Origin of the sequence: Afipia sp. P52-10, assembly GCF_000516555.1 — a bacterium.
Classification (GTDB): domain Bacteria; phylum Pseudomonadota; class Alphaproteobacteria; order Rhizobiales; family Xanthobacteraceae; genus P52-10.
This window is the reverse complement of the sequence record NZ_AZSJ01000003.1, coordinates 411,770-425,270: the sequence shown is the minus strand read 5'-3', so window position 1 is coordinate 425,270 and position 13,501 is coordinate 411,770. Positions and strand designations below refer to the sequence as shown.

Annotated in this window: 13 protein-coding genes; 11 read left to right on the top strand and 2 right to left on the bottom strand. The window is 62.6% G+C overall.

Features of this window, described 5'->3' with window-relative positions; genetic code table 11:
• Positions 1 to 52 precede the first annotated feature (52 nt).
• Positions 53 to 748 (top strand): PAQR family membrane homeostasis protein TrhA, encoded by a 696-nt coding sequence (trhA, locus tag X566_RS03340; protein WP_034463453.1) that lies wholly within the window; start codon positions 53 to 55, stop codon positions 746 to 748.
• 87 nt (positions 749 to 835) lie between these two features.
• Here the strand turns inward: trhA and X566_RS03335 are convergent, their stop codons facing one another.
• Complete coding sequence (locus tag X566_RS03335) at positions 836 to 2,410, bottom strand: sodium:proton antiporter (RefSeq protein ID WP_034463452.1); 1,575 nt, start codon at positions 2,408 to 2,410, stop codon at positions 836 to 838.
• A 284-nt stretch (positions 2,411 to 2,694) separates the two neighbouring features.
• On the opposite strand from X566_RS03335, the gene X566_RS03330 reads away from it, so the two are divergent.
• The 10 genes from X566_RS03330 to X566_RS03285 all read left to right on the top strand — a co-directional run bounded on the left by X566_RS03330 (position 2,695) and on the right by X566_RS03285 (position 12,785).
• Complete coding sequence (locus X566_RS03330) at positions 2,695 to 3,306, top strand: glutathione S-transferase family protein (RefSeq protein ID WP_034467719.1); 612 nt, start codon at positions 2,695 to 2,697, stop codon at positions 3,304 to 3,306.
• Positions 3,307 to 3,515: 209 nt separating this feature from the next.
• A complete protein-coding gene (locus X566_RS03325; RefSeq protein ID WP_152539785.1) occupies positions 3,516 to 3,962 on the top strand; it encodes a tripartite tricarboxylate transporter TctB family protein in 447 nt (148 codons plus the stop codon).
• Positions 3,953 to 5,461 (top strand): tripartite tricarboxylate transporter permease, encoded by a 1,509-nt coding sequence (locus X566_RS03320; protein ID WP_034463447.1) that lies wholly within the window; start codon positions 3,953 to 3,955, stop codon positions 5,459 to 5,461. The genes X566_RS03325 and X566_RS03320 overlap by 10 nt, the downstream gene beginning before the upstream one ends.
• A 307-nt stretch (positions 5,462 to 5,768) precedes the next feature.
• The gene (locus tag X566_RS03315; RefSeq protein ID WP_034463445.1) at positions 5,769 to 6,743 is read left to right on the top strand and encodes a tripartite tricarboxylate transporter substrate binding protein; all 975 of its coding nucleotides are present in this window, start codon (positions 5,769 to 5,771) and stop codon (positions 6,741 to 6,743) included.
• 34 nt (positions 6,744 to 6,777) lie between these two features.
• Positions 6,778 to 7,995 (top strand): iron-containing alcohol dehydrogenase family protein, encoded by a 1,218-nt coding sequence (locus X566_RS23820; protein ID WP_051443841.1) that lies wholly within the window; start codon positions 6,778 to 6,780, stop codon positions 7,993 to 7,995.
• Between the two features lie 286 nt (positions 7,996 to 8,281).
• Positions 8,282 to 9,253 (top strand): tripartite tricarboxylate transporter substrate binding protein, encoded by a 972-nt coding sequence (locus tag X566_RS03305; RefSeq protein ID WP_034463444.1) that lies wholly within the window; start codon positions 8,282 to 8,284, stop codon positions 9,251 to 9,253.
• Between the two features lie 67 nt (positions 9,254 to 9,320).
• On the top strand, positions 9,321 to 10,295 hold the full coding sequence (locus X566_RS03300; protein WP_034463442.1) for a tripartite tricarboxylate transporter substrate binding protein: 975 nt from the start codon (positions 9,321 to 9,323) through the stop codon (positions 10,293 to 10,295).
• Between the two features lie 48 nt (positions 10,296 to 10,343).
• Positions 10,344 to 11,318 (top strand): tripartite tricarboxylate transporter substrate binding protein, encoded by a 975-nt coding sequence (locus X566_RS03295; RefSeq protein ID WP_034463440.1) that lies wholly within the window; start codon positions 10,344 to 10,346, stop codon positions 11,316 to 11,318.
• 108 nt (positions 11,319 to 11,426) lie between these two features.
• Entirely contained in the window at positions 11,427 to 12,206 is a 780-nt protein-coding gene (locus tag X566_RS03290; RefSeq protein ID WP_034463437.1) for a thioesterase family protein, read from the top strand.
• A gap of 207 nt (positions 12,207 to 12,413) precedes the next feature.
• Entirely contained in the window at positions 12,414 to 12,785 is a 372-nt protein-coding gene (locus tag X566_RS03285) for a DUF6481 family protein (protein ID WP_034463434.1), read from the top strand.
• Positions 12,786 to 12,880: 95 nt separating this feature from the next.
• Here X566_RS03285 and X566_RS03280 read toward each other — a convergent pair whose 3' ends face one another.
• Positions 12,881 to 13,378 carry a GNAT family N-acetyltransferase gene (locus tag X566_RS03280; RefSeq protein WP_034463430.1) on the bottom strand — a complete coding sequence of 166 codons (498 nt, stop codon included), beginning with the start codon at positions 13,376 to 13,378 and terminating at the stop codon, positions 12,881 to 12,883.
• Between the last annotated feature and the right edge of the window lie 123 nt (positions 13,379 to 13,501).

Sequence of the window (13,501 nt, the reverse complement as noted above, 5' to 3'; positions counted from 1 at the left end):
GGGGAGGTACCGCTGACAGTTTGTTAAGAGAAGTCCGGCCACGTTTCCTCCCATGACGATCTTCCAGTTGAAAGAGCTCGCTTCGCGAACCCTGCACGGTGCGCCGCCCGGGGTTCGTTGGAATTACGACCGAACAGAGATCCTTGCGGACGGGGTGGTCCACGCGATCGGTGTCGGACTAGGCCTCATCGCTGCGGTCGTCCTCGTCGCAGTCGCCTGCTATTTCGCCGGGCCGGCCGACATCGTCGCAGTCTCGATCTATGCCGTTGGCCTGATCGCCATGCTCGGCTTTTCGGCGACCTACAATCTGTTTCCGATCTCGCGCTGGAAATGGATTCTGCGTCGCTTCGATCACTCGGCGATCTACATCCTGATCGCCGCAACCTATACGCCGTTTCTGGCGCAGATGCCGGTCAGCACCATTTCGGTCGCGCTGATGGTCGGCGTCTGGTCGGTGGCTGTCATCGGCGTGGTACTGAAGCTGTTCTTTCCGGGTCGGTTCGACCGGCTGTCGATCGGCCTCTATCTGGCGATGGGTTGGAGCGGCGTGGTGGCCTATGATGCCATTGTTCAGACCTTGCCGAACTTGACGCTCTGGCTGCTCGCGGCGGGTGGTCTGCTCTATACGGCCGGCGTGATCTTTCATGTCTGGGAGCGGCTGCGCTTCCAGAATGCGATCTGGCATGGTTTCGTGCTGCTCGCGGCTTCCTGTCACTATGCGGCGGTGCTCGATCTGGTGCTCGTCTAGAGTCTGATCTCGCGCCGTCGCATCGGACGTGGCGCAGGTGACGTGCCACACGCCCTGAGCGTGAATGCGACCTCGTCGGAGCCTGTTCTATCCTTCGCGCGCCGCGCCGGCATTGAGTTCTGCCCAATCGAGTTCTTCGACCAGCAGATTGTAGGCGTCGTCGCCGATCACATCGTCACTGCGGAGTTTGAAGGCGCGCTGGCGTGCCGCCGCGATTGCCTGCCGCCGTAAGGGGCCGCCCGGCAGTTCCGCGGTGGTGCCGTTCTGTTCGCCGCTTTCGTTCAGGGTGATGGCGGCGTCATACTCCTTGCGCAGGATGTGCCCGTGCAGCGTATCGTCGTGCTTGATGGAGTCGATCGCCGCGCGATAAACGTGGACGCGGGCATTTCTGAGTTCGCGTCCGACCGGATCATCGTCGGTCAGGCCGATCTTGCGGATCAGCGGCCTCAGCGTGAGGCCTTGAACGACCAGCGTGCCGAACACGACAGTAAACGCCGTCAGCAGGATGAGATCGCGATAGGGAAAGGGCGAGCCGTCGCGCAACGTCTCGGGGATCGCGAAGGCGGCGGCGAGCGTGACGATCCCACGCATGCCAGCCCAGGAGATGACGATGCCGCTGCCGACGGTCGGCCGCGTCATTGGCCGCGGCGGGTGAAAGCCATAACGCTCGATCCGCATGCGGGAGATCTTGTTGTAACTCATCACCCAGACGAAGCGCGCAACGATCGTCACGGCCAGCACCGTGAGCGCAGTCATCACATAGCTGAAACTGGTTCCCGCTGTCTCGAGGCGCACCCAGATTGGTCTGAGCTGCATGCCGATCAGCACGAAGGCGAAGGCATTGAGAATGAACACCGCCGTTTCCCACACGGCGAACACCGGAACGCGCATCCGCGCCGGCATCCGCATGCTGCCGCGCCGCGCCACCATCATCGCGTACGCGACGATCGTGAGAATGCCGGAGAGGTTCGCGCGCTCGGCGGCGATCCAGATGCCAAACGTGAGGGCGAACTGCAGGATCAGCGCAGTTGGAACGTCGCGAATCCGACCCATCAGAGGTTGCGTCACCAGCGCGAGGATGACGCCTGCCGCGAGGCTGCCGACGACCGTCAGCAACAGCACCGGAGCGAAGCTCGTGAATGAAAGACTGCCACCGACCGCCGCCATGATCGCGAGCCGGTAGATCAACAGCGCGCTGGCGTCGTTGAGCAGGCTTTCGCCCTCAAGAATTTTCAAGAGCCGGTGCGGTAGCTTCACCTGCCGCATTACTGTGGTTGCTGCCGCTGCATCCGGCGGGGATACGATCGCGCCGAGCGCGATTGCCACCGCCCATGGCATGTCCGGCACCAGTGCGCGTGCGGTCAACGTGACGGCCAGCGTGGTGGTGCCGACGGCGGCAAGGACGAGCCCGGTTACCGGTCCCCAGTTGTCACGCAGATCCCGCAACGATGTATCGTAGGCAGCATCGACCAGGATCGGCGCGACGAAGAGCGTCAGCGCAAGATGCGGATCGAGCGTCCATTGCGGGCTGTTTGGCACGAAGGCGATCAGAATGCCGCCCAACGCAAGAAAGGTCGGGTAGGGCGCTCCCAACCGCCGGGCCAGCGCCGCGAGAAGGGCGGCGCCGAGCAGCAGGATGATGATCCACTCGAAGATTTCCATAAGCCTGCTGTCGTTGTGGCTGTCATCTCTCTGTGGGCTCCGACCACCGGCAGGTCGGAAAGACACGTTGGCAACGTATAGCCTGCGGATGTTTCAGCAGATTTTTGTGGCCTCGGCCACCGGTTGAGGCAATTCGAGAGCATCCGGGGTAACTTCGTTGCGCCGGGCCGGATGCAGTAGATACCGCCTTTCATCCGGCGGCGGAGTTCGCGTAACCTTGCATGATGAAGCCGCGTGAAAGCTGGCTCGGTCGGCGCCTGGCGTGCCGTAAGGAGGAACGAGAGATGAAGTTGTATGATTCTGTGGGGCCAAATCCGCATGTCGTGCGGATGTTCATTGCCGAGAAGGGTCTGTCGATCCCGAAGGAAACAGTCGATCTCAGGACCGGCGACAATCGCAAGGAGCCGCACCTGTCGCGCAACCCGCACGGGCAGATGCCGACGCTCGGTCTCGACGACGGCACATATCTATCGGAAATCATTCCGATCTGCGAATATCTTGAAGAGAAGCATCCGTCACCGCCATTGATCGGAACGACGGCCGAGGAGCGCGGCGAATGCCGCATGTGGACGCGGCGCATCGACCTCAACATCTGCGAGCCCGGTGTGAACGGTTTCCGCTTCGCCGAAGGACTGAAGCTATTCGAGCCGCGCATCGTGACGGTGCCGGAAGCCGCGCCAGGGCTGAAGAAGATTTCCGCGAACCGCATTGCCTGGCTGAACGGCCAGATGGAAGGCAAGGAGTTCGTCTGCGGCAAGCGTTTCACGCTCGCGGACATTCTGCTGTTCTGTATGTTGAACTTCTTCAACAATGTCGGGCAGCCGCTCGATCCGGCCAATCAGGCGATCGCTGCGTGGTTCGCGCGCGTGAAGGCGCGCCCCTCTGCAGCCGCCTGATTGACGTTTCGTCAAAGCCTGATTGATGTTTGATCAACGCGTGAACGCGTCGCTGCTGTTGCGTCGCTTCCGCGTTGATTGTACGGATTGAGCGTGCACGCGGATCGGGGACAACGGGATCGCGAGAGGGAAACACCCAGCACAGCGCCGTGGAAGCGGTATGGTCGACAATCAAGAAGCGGTTCGCGCTCGGGGAGGAGCTGCCAGGCATGCATGTTAAGAGTTCCAAGGACTTTGCCGCGGGGCTGATGTTTCTCGCGATCGGCATCGGCGCCTACTACATCGGCGCAAGTTACAACATGGGCATTCCGCAGCGACCGGGGACCGGCGTACTGCCGCGCATCCTTGCCTGGTGCTTGATGGGGAGCGGCGTGCTGCTCTGCATTCAGGCGCTTCTTGCCGAAGGGCCGAAGCTCGATGCCTGGGCGTGGCGGCCGCTGATCATGATCACGCTCGCGACCATCGCCTTCGCGCTGCTTGTCGATCCCGCAGGCCTCGTCGTGGCGATGATCGTATCGATGACACTTGCTGCGCTCGGCACGCCGGACACCCGCTGGGGTGAGTTTGCGCTGTTCATGGTGCTGATGCTGGCGATCGGCGTCGGTCTCTTCATCTATGGCCTCGGTATGCCGATCAAGGTGCTGCCATGGATGTGAGCGGTCTGTTCAGCAATCTCGCGCTCGGCATCTCCGTCGCGGTTTCGCTCAAGAATCTCTTCTGGTGTCTGTGTGGTGCGATGATCGGCACCGCGATCGGCGTCCTCCCCGGCGTTGGTCCGGTCGCGACCCTCGCACTGCTGTTGCCGGTGACCTATCACCTGACGCCGGAAGGCGCGCTGATCATGCTCGCGGGCATTTACTACGGCGCTCAATACGGCGGATCGACGACCGCGGTGCTCGTCAACCTTCCCGGCGAGTCGAGTTCGGTGGTCACCTGCATCGACGGCTACCAGATGGCGCGGCAAGGACGGGCGGGGCCTGCGCTCGCGATCGCTGCGATCGGTTCGTTCTTCGCCGGCTGCGTGGCGACGATCGTCATCGCTCTTGCGGCGCCGCCGCTGACCAAGGTCGCGCAGCAGTTCGCGGCCGCCGATTATTTCTCGCTGATGGTTCTCGGCCTCGTGTTCGCCATCGTGCTGGCCCGCGGGTCAGTGATCAAAGCCGTGGGCATGATCTTCCTCGGCATGCTGCTCGGGCTTGTCGGCACCGACGTCAACACCGGCAACACACGGTTCACCTTCGAGATATCGTCGCTGTTCGACGGCATCGGTTTCGTGCCGCTGGCGATGGGTGTGTTCGGCATCGCCGAGATCATGCACAATCTGACCAACACCGAGCGGCGCGATCTCGTCAGCGCCAAGGTCTCCGGCCTCATGCCGACGCGTGAGGATCTCAAGCGTTCGGCGGGCCCGATCCTGCGTGGTACGATCCTCGGCAGCTTCCTCGGCCTGTTGCCGGGCGGCGGCGCGGTGCTGTCGTCGTTCTCGGCCTATACGCTGGAGAAGAAGCTCTCGCGCACGCCGGAGCGGTTCGGCAAGGGAGCGATCGAAGGTGTGGCGGCGCCCGAAAGCGCCAACAACGCCGCAGCGCAGACCTCGTTCATCCCGATGCTGACGCTCGGCATTCCCTCCAACCCGGTGATGGCGCTGATGATCGGCGGCATGATGATCCACGGCATCATCCCGGGGCCGCAGGTGATGGAGCAGCGGCCGGGCCTCGTCTGGGGCCTGATCGTGTCGATGTGGCTCGGCAACCTGATGTTGATTGTCCTCAACCTGCCGTTGATCAGCATCTGGGTTCGCATGCTGCTCGTGCCGTACCGCCTGTTGGCGATCGCAATTCTGTTCTTCTGCTGCATCGGCACCTATAGCCTCAACAATGCTGCGGAAGAGGTGCTGCTGATCGCCTTCTTCGGCTTCTTCGGCTATCTGTTCATGAAGCTCGAATGTGAGCCGGCGCCGCTGCTGCTCGGCTTCATCCTCGGGCCGCTGATGGAAGTCTACATGCGGCGGGCGATGTTGCTGTCGCGCGGCGACCCGATGGTCTTCGTCGACCGTCCGTTGTCGCTCACGTTCCTGATCATGGCGGCGATCCTGCTCTTGATCGTGATCGCGCCCAACGTGCGCAAGAAGCGCGAGGAGGCGTTTCAGGAATAGGCCTGCGCGTTCCGGCCCGGCAGGTGCAGGCTTTCCGGACCGGAGCAGATGGTCGTGCTCGGTCACTCGTGGCATCGAACGGGCGCTTGCCAGGGACTTGCAACTTTTTGCACTATCAGTTGCGACATTCCCGGCGCGCCATCATTTGCAGTGCTGCCGAGGTCGCAGGCGGGCCCAGATTGCGCGCAGGTCAAGGCGCTGTCCGGTTCGTGACGCGACTGATCGATGAATGAAGTCATGAAATGACGGTGCGGTTTGCTCCGCACCTTAAAACCAGGATACGCATCTCCCAAGGAGGACAACAAGAATGCGCCGTCGTGATTTTCTGACCTTTTCGGCAGGAGCCCTCGCGGGCGCCACCGTCAGCCGTAAGGCATCTGCGCAAGCCGCATCGTGGCCGAACCGGCCGGTGAAGCTGATCATTCCCTATGCGCCGGGAGGGGCCAGCGACATCATCGGCCGTCCGTGGGCGGATGCGCTCAGCCAGGCTTTCGGTCAGTCGTTCGTGATCGAGAACCGCGGCGGTGCCGCCGGTATGATCGGTTGCGAAGCGGCGGCGAAATCGGCGCCCGACGGCTACACCTTCCTGATGACGCCATCGGCGGCGCTCAGCATTCTGCCGCTGCTGCGGCAGACGCCCTATGATACCCAGAAGAGCTTCATGCCGGTCGCGCGCATCGGCGACAGCGTCGCCGGCTTCACGCTGCATCCGTCGGTCGGACCGAAGACGTTGCAGGAGACGGTGGCTTACGCGAAGAAGAATCCCGGCAAGCTCGCCTACGGCTCGGCCGGTCTCGGCAGCATCCAGCACATGCGCATCGAGATGCTGAAGTACCGCGCCGGCGTTGATATCCTGCATGTGCCGTATCGTGGCGCCGCTGACGCGCTGAACGATCTACTGCCGGGCAACATCCAGATGATGTGTGAGATCAATACGCTGCCGCACGCCAAGGCTGGGCGCCTGATCCAGCTCTGCTTCAACTCCGAGGACCGCTCGCCGGAGATGCCGGAGATTCCGACCCTCACCGAATGCGGTTATCCGAACTCGGATCTGCCCAGTTGGTATGCGATCTGGGCGCCTGCGGGAACGCCCAAGGAGATTGTCGAAAAGTTCCACGCCAAGGTCACCGAGATCACCGCCACCCCAGAGATGCAAACCAAGCTCCGTCAAGTCAGCGCAGCGCCGCGCAGCCAGACGATTGCGCAGATGACGGAGTTCCTGATCAACGATATGAAGAACAACGCCGAGCTCATCAAGGCAGCCAACATCAAACTGGAATGACCGCGTGGATTGCGCGGTCCAACGAGAGCAAACAATGAACGCCACCGTCTCGCATTCCCACGACTTTCGCCTCGTCAGCTACCCGGTCCGCGTTTACAGCGGCCAGGATGCGCTGGAGAACTTGCCAGCGGAGGTCGGGCGGCATCGGGCGAAGCGGGCGTTCATCATTTGCGGCCGGTCGGTTTCGCGTAAGACGAACCTCGTAACGCGTGTGCGCGAACTGCTCGGCGAGCAGTTCGCCGGCATGTACGACGAGATCGGCAAGGATACGCCCTACGAGGACGTGGTCGCAGCCCGCGACAAGGCGCGCGAGGTCAATGCCGATATTCTGATCGCCATCGGCGCCGGCAGTGTCATTCAGGGGGCGCGGGTGACGGCCATCCTGCTCGCCGAGAAGGAGCCGGTCGAGAAGCTGATTACCCAGTATCCGCCGGGGATGCCGGCGATCAGCCCGAAGCTGATGGCGCCGAAGCTGCCGATCATCAACATCGTGACGGTTGGCTCCTCGGCGCAGAACCGGGCTGGCTCGCCGGTGAAGGCGGATGCCGGCCGCCGCATGGAGTTCTTCGATCCGAAGACCCGGCCGGTGGCGCTGTTCTGGGACAACGATGCGCTCCTGACCGCGCCGGTGTCGATGGTCTGTGCCAGTGGCGGCGCGATCTATTGGCGTGCGATCATGAACATGGGCTACACGCGCGCCACCCCGCTTGCTGATTTCAACCGGCGGCAAGTGTTCGATATCGTCAGCAACGCGCTGCCGCGGTTGCAGGACCCGCGCGATGTCGCGGCCCGCAACGATCTCTGTGTCGCAACCTTCCTGCAGAACCGCGAGGTTGATGACGGCGGTGCGCCGGTCCGCCACTGGGTCAGCCGTGTTGTCTATGCCTATGCGGCCGCACTGTTCAATCTGCACGAGCATGTGTCGCAGGGGGCTGCGCATTGCGCGATGACGCCGGTGGTGATGCGCAGGCTCGGCCCGCGCGATCCGAAAGAAATGTGCGCGATCGCCAAGGCACTTGGTGTTTGGAAGGACGGTGATCCGGTTGCGGATGCGCCGTTCCGCGCCGCGGACCAGCTCGAAAAGGTGTTTGCCTCGGTGGGGATGCCGTCAAACCTGACCCAGCTCGACATCCCGCGCTCCAGCGCCGAGAAGATCCTCGAAGCATCGTTGAAGAACTTCAATGCAGACCCGAAGCAGGAGTTCGTCAAGGAGAGGGAGCTGCTGAGCGAGGTTCTGGACGCAACCTGGTAGTTCGCTCCGTCACGTGTTGCGAGAAGGATATGATCCGGCAGCGTGTGAACGTTGCCGGATCATTGCTTATGGCGCACGTAGAGTTGCTAGAGCACGATGATGCACGTCCGCCGCACGAACGTCGCATGGGTGGTTGCTTGGTTGCTTGCTTCAGAAACGCGCGGAAAATCACATCCGTTCTGAGCCGCGACACGTGATGCCATTGACACGCAACAGGGTTGGTGGTCGCATCGCTCACAACAACAAGGCGGATAATCGCCGCTGGTGAGTAGGGGAGGAATAAGGGATGAAGCGTCGCGCATTCTTGAAGCTTGCGGGGGCTACCGCGCTCGGCGGTCTGTCCGCCTCGCACGTCTCTGCGCAAACGGCCTGGCCCAATAAGCCGGTCAAACTGATCCTGCCCTATGCGCCGGGCGGCGCAACCGATCTGATCGGCCGGCCGTGGGCAGACAAGCTGAGCCAAGCGTTCGGCCAGACCTTCGTCATCGAAAACCGCGGCGGCGCCGGCGGGATGATCGGCACCGAGGCGGTCGCCAAGTCGGCGCCGGACGGCTACACCTTCCTGCTGACGCCGTCCGCACCGCTGAACATTCTGCCGATCCTGCGTCAGGTGCCGTATGATCCGATGACGAGCTTTACGCCGGTGGCGCGCGTCGGCGATCTGATCTCCGGTTTCGTGATCCACCCGTCGGTGGGCGTGAAGACATTCAACGAGATGCTGGACTACGCGCGAAAGAATCCCGGCAAGCTGTCGTATGGCTCAGCCGGGCTCGGCACCTCGACGCATATGCGTATCGAGATGCTGAAGTATCGCACCGGCCTCGACATCCTGCATGTGCCCTATCGTGGCAGTGCGGATTCACTCAACGATCTGCTTGCCGGCAGCGTGCACATGATGAACGAGATTAACCCGCTGCCTCATGTGAAGGCTGGCCGGCTGATCCTGCTCAACATCAATGCGCCGAAGCGTTCGCCGGAGTTTCCCGACGCGCCGACGCTGACCGAGCTCGGTTATCCGAACTCCGATGTGCCGAGCTGGTATTCGATTCAGGCGCCGGCCGGCACGCCGGCCGATATCGTGCAGAAGTTCAACGCCAAGGTCACTGAGATCGGCAAGACCGCCGACATGCAAACGACGATGGCGAAGCTCAGCGTCGATCTGCCTTCGCAGACACCGGCCGAGATGGCTGATTTTCTAAAGGCCGATATCAAGAACAACGTCGAGGTCATCAAGGCGGCGAACATCAAACTGGAATGACGCGAACGCGTCCAATGACAAGAGCGGATTAATCCGCCGGTCAGATCCAACATCAGGGGTGGAAACGATGAAGCGTCGTGAGTTTCTGACGATGGCGGGCGCTGCTGCAATGAGTGGCCTCGCGGCACCTTACGTATCCGCGCAGGAGGCCAGCTGGCCGAATAAACCGGTCAAGATCATCGTTCCCTATGCGCCGGGCGGCGCAAGTGACATGGTCGCGCGGCCATGGGCCGACAAGCTCAGCCAGGCGTTCGGCCAGCCATTTGTGATCGACAATCGCGGTGGTGCGGGCGGCATGATCGGCACTGAGGCGGTGGCGAAGTCGGCGCCGGACGGCTACACCTTCCTGATGACGCCGAACGGGCCGTTGACGATCATCCCGAGCCTGCGGCAGGCGCCCTATGATGCGACGAGCGATCTCATTCCCGTCGGCCGCCTCGGTGATCTCGTCTGCGGCTTCGTCATCCATCCCTCAGTCGGACCGAAGACGTTCGCCGAGATGATCGATCATGCGAAGAAGAATCCCGGCAAGCTGAACTATGGTTCGGCGGGGCTGGCGACCGGGACGCACATGCGTCTGGAGATGCTGAAGTACAAGACCGGCGTCGATATCATCCATGTGCCGTATCGCGGCAGTGCCGATGCGCTGAACGACCTGCTGCCTGGCAATATCCAGATGATGAACGAGATCAACGTGCTGCCGCATGTGAAGGCCGGCAAGTTGCTGCTGCTCAACATCAACTATCCAAAACGGTCGCCGGACTTTCCAGACGTGCCGACGTTGACGGAGCTGGGTGTCACGGGCGCGGACGAGCCGCTGTGGTACTGCACCTTCGCCCCGAAGGGGACGCCGGCGAGCATCATCAACAAGATGAACGCGAAGATGCTGGAGATCACCGCGACCGACGACATGAAGCAGCGGATGCGGGAGATCAGCGCCGACGTTCCGCCGCAGAGGCCGGAGGAGATCGCCGCCTTCATGAAGAACGACTTCGCGACCAATGCCGAGTTGATCAAGATCGCGAAAGTCAAACTGGAATGAGCAGACCGCCTCGTCAGAACGGCGGATGAACGAAAGGGAGAAGAAACGATGAAACGCCGCGAATTTCTGAAACTCTCGGGAGCCGCCGCCATGGGCGGCTTCTCCATAACCAAGGCCTCCGCGCAAGCCGTATCGTGGCCGAACAAGCCTGTCAGGATCATCGTTCCCTATGCGCCGGGCGGCGCGAGCGACCTGATCGCGCGCCCCTGGGCCGATGCGCTGTCGCAGGCGTTCGGTCAGCCATTCGTGATCGACAATCGCGGCGGTGCCGGCGGCATGATCGGCACTGAGGTCGTCGCGAAGTCGGCACCGGACGGCTACACGTTCCTGCTCACGCCGAATGGGCCGCTCACGGTGCTGCCGAGCCTGCGGCAGATGCCCTATAACGCCGAGAAGGACTTCATGCCGGTCGGCCGGGTCGGCGATCTCGTTTGCGGCTTCGTGATACATCCGAATGTCGGCGTGCGGACGTTCAAGGAAATGGTCGAGTATGCCAAGAAGAATCCCGGCAAGCTGAACTATGGTTCGGCGGGTCTCGGTAGCGGCGCGCATTTGCGTATCGAGATGCTGAAGTACAAGGCGGGCATCGACATCACCCATGTCCCGTACCGCGGCAGCGCCGATGCGTTGAACGATCTCCTGCCCGGCAACGTGCAGATGATGAACGAGATCAACGTGCTGCCGCATGTGAAGGCGGGCAAGCTGATCCTGCTGAACATCAACTATCCGACCCGTTCGCCGGATTTCCCCGACACGCCGACCTTGACCGAGCTCGGGCTCTCTGGTGCCGACGAGCCAATCTGGTACTGCGTGTGGGCGCCGGCCGGAACGTCGTCGGAGATTGTCGACAAGTTCAATGCCAAGATTCGGGAGATCGCCGCGACCGACGAGATGAAGAAGAAGATGCGGGAGATCAGCGTGGCAATGCCGATCCAGACGCCGGCGCAAATCGCGGAGTTCAAGAGAGCCGACATCGCGGCCAACGCCGAGGTGATCAAGGCGGCAAACGTCAAGCTCGAGTGACTTTATTCGCCACGGCATGATACATATGATCGATGCGCTGGCGGCGTTGGGCTGCCGGCGCCCGTGCGGCTCGTCGGAGCCCGCAAGCCCCCACGACGAGGAGCGACGATGGACACGGTTTACCGGCTGGACGGCTCGTGCGTCACCACCGGGCCGATGGCGGGCGGCCCATGGGACAAGACGATGCAGCACGGTTCAGCGCCCTCGGCCCTGATCGTCGCGATGGCCGAGGCGGTGCCGACGGCGGTGCCGATGCGGATCGCGCGCCTGACGGTCGATCTGATGCGTCCGGTACCGGTTGCCCCTTTGGAGGCGAAGACCGAAGTCCTGCGCGAGGGCCGCAAGATTCAGCTCTGCAACATCGATCTGATCGCGGATGGAAAGCTCGCCGTTCGTGGCACGGTGCTGAGGATCCGGAGGGCCGCGTATGATCTCGGTGACGCCCAGGCGCGCGAGTCGGTGACGCTGCCGGGCCCGGAGCAGGGGCACATCGCGCAAGGCAAGATCACGGACAACCCCTTCATGGCCTGCCTGAGCATGAGCGTCGTGAAGGGGGGCTTCAATAAGCCAGGGCCCGGTGCGGCGTGGTTTCGCGTCACGCGGCCGATCGTTGCCGGGCAGGACAACTCGGCGGCCATGCGGGCAGTGATCGCCGCCGATTTCTGCAACGGGCTATCGTCCGTGCTGGATTTCCGATCCTGGACGTTTCTCAACGGCGACCTGCAGGTGACGCTCGCGCGCGATCCGGTTGGCGATTGGGTGTTGCTCGATGCCGAAACCTGGCTTGGGCCCGACGGCAGCGGCATCGCTAGCGGTAAACTGGCCGATGCGGGTGGCTATTTCGGACGGGCGGCCCAGAGCATCCTGATCGAACCGCGTTCGCGCTAACGAGGGGTTCAGCGTTTGGCGAGGCTGCAGCTGCGGCTCGATGAACGCGAAATGTCCGATCCGCTGCACGCGATCCAACGAGATGCATGGTTTCGCGCCCGCTCCACGCAGGCCGCTATCTGCAAAAAAGCAGGCCTCGCCCCTTGAAAAATGCCGCTCCACGCGGCAAATCAGCGTCCGAAATTCCCCAACAGGTATCGGATTGCAATGGGCTTTAGAGACCCGAAGTTTGACGAGCGCCAGCGCGCTGCGCAGGACGCAAAGAAGGCGCTGCTGGAGAAATTCAAGGCAAAACCGGGTCCCGGCCATCCCGAATACGAAGCCCGCGAGCGGGAGCGGCAGGCGGTCATTGCCGCGCGCGCCGAGCGGCAGGCCAAGAAGGAAGCCGAGGAGCGGGAGCGGGAGCGGCTCGCCGAAATCGAGCGCCAGGAGGCTGCAAGGCGGCTTCAGGAGGAACTCGACCGCAAGGATCGCGAACGAATCGAGCGCGAGGAGCGGGAAAAGGAAGAAGAAGCCCAGAAGAAGGCCGAGCGCGATGCGCGCTATGCTGCCCGCAAGGCGCGCGCCAAGAAGCGCTGAGAGGCTCGCTTCAATCAGGACGTGTCTTCGATACGTCATCAAGGGCGTCCGGATGGGCGCCCTTTTGCTTTGTGATCCGACTGGTGCTCAAGGCCTCACGCGGTCGGGTCGGATTTCGCGGAATCGGTGGCTGTCGGGACTGAGAGTTCCAGTCTGAGCCGTGGCAGGAGGCGACCGGGAATGCTGCCGGACGCAACAGTGCCGTCGTCCACCGCACCCATTCGCCGATAGAATGCCGCGGCATCCGGGTCGGCCTCGATCCACAGCCGCTGTGCCCCCTGCCGGCGGGCCTCGCGGGCCGCCCAATCGAATAAGGTCCGTCCGGCCCCTGTGCGCAGCGCTGAAGGCTCCACGAACAGTTTGGCGAGATCGGCCTCGCGGCCATCGATCACCACCTGAGCGACGCCGACGAGATCGTTGCCTGCACATGCGACCTGCAGCGAGAAGCGTTCCAGATCATCCGGCGTGATGGTCAGTTCGGCGCGACACGCCGTCATGAAGGCCTCGTCGTAACCCCAGACGGCCTTGGAGCGCAGGCAGAGTTCTGTCAGTGCGGCAGTTTCGTCAGGGCGTGCGGAGCGAAGCCGGAGCATCGTCTGACTTTATCCGGCCTCGGCACGGAGTGAAACGGTCATGCTGCCGCAGCAGTTCATGCAGCGGATTTCCCTTGACGAAGTGCATGATGATCATCATGCTAAAAGAAAATCCCCAGAGGA